The 811-nt window shown below is 55.5% G+C and carries 1 rRNA gene (only partly in view); it reads left to right on the forward strand.

Features of this window, described 5'->3' with window-relative positions:
- Positions 1–743, forward strand: a 23S ribosomal RNA gene (locus BIV03_RS18535) (it extends 2,933 nt beyond the left edge of the window).
- Positions 744–811 lie beyond the last annotated feature (68 nt).

Below are 811 nucleotides of genomic sequence, written 5' to 3' on the forward strand. Positions count from 1 at the left end.
TTGTTGAAATACCACTCTGGTCACTCTGGATGTCTAACGTAGGACCCTGATCGGGTTCATGGACAGTGCCTGGTGGGTAGTTTAACTGGGGCGGTTGCCTCCCAAAGAGTAACGGAGGCGCCCAAAGGTTCCCTCAACCTGGTTGGCAATCAGGTGGCGAGTGTAAGTGCACAAGGGAGCTTGACTGTGAGACTGACAGGTCGAGCAGGGACGAAAGTCGGGACTAGTGATCCGGCAGTGGCTTGTGGAAGCGCTGTCGCTCAACGGATAAAAGGTACCTCGGGGATAACAGGCTGATCTTGCCCAAGAGTCCATATCGACGGCATGGTTTGGCACCTCGATGTCGGCTCGTCGCATCCTGGGGCTGGAGTAGGTCCCAAGGGTTGGGCTGTTCGCCCATTAAAGCGGTACGCGAGCTGGGTTTAGAACGTCGTGAGACAGTTCGGTCCCTATCCGCTGCGCGCGTTGGAAATTTGAGAAGATCTATCCCTAGTACGAGAGGACCGGGATGGACGAACCTCTGGTGTGTCAGTTGTTCTGCCAAGGGCACCGCTGATTAGCTACGTTCGGACCGGATAACCGCTGAAAGCATCTAAGCGGGAAGCCGTCTTCGAGATGAGATTTCCATGCACCTTGAGTGTGAGAGGCTCCCAGCAGACTACTGGGTTGATAGGCCGGATGTGGAAGCGGGGACTAACGACCCGTGGAGCTGACCGGTACTAATAAGCCGAAGACTTGACAACACAACTATTTCCCACACTTCGGTGTGGGGCTCGCGTCCACTTTGTGGTTCCCGACAGACGATCGGGAA

The organism is Curtobacterium sp. MCBA15_016, from assembly GCF_001865105.1.
GTDB lineage: Bacteria > Actinomycetota > Actinomycetes > Actinomycetales > Microbacteriaceae > Curtobacterium.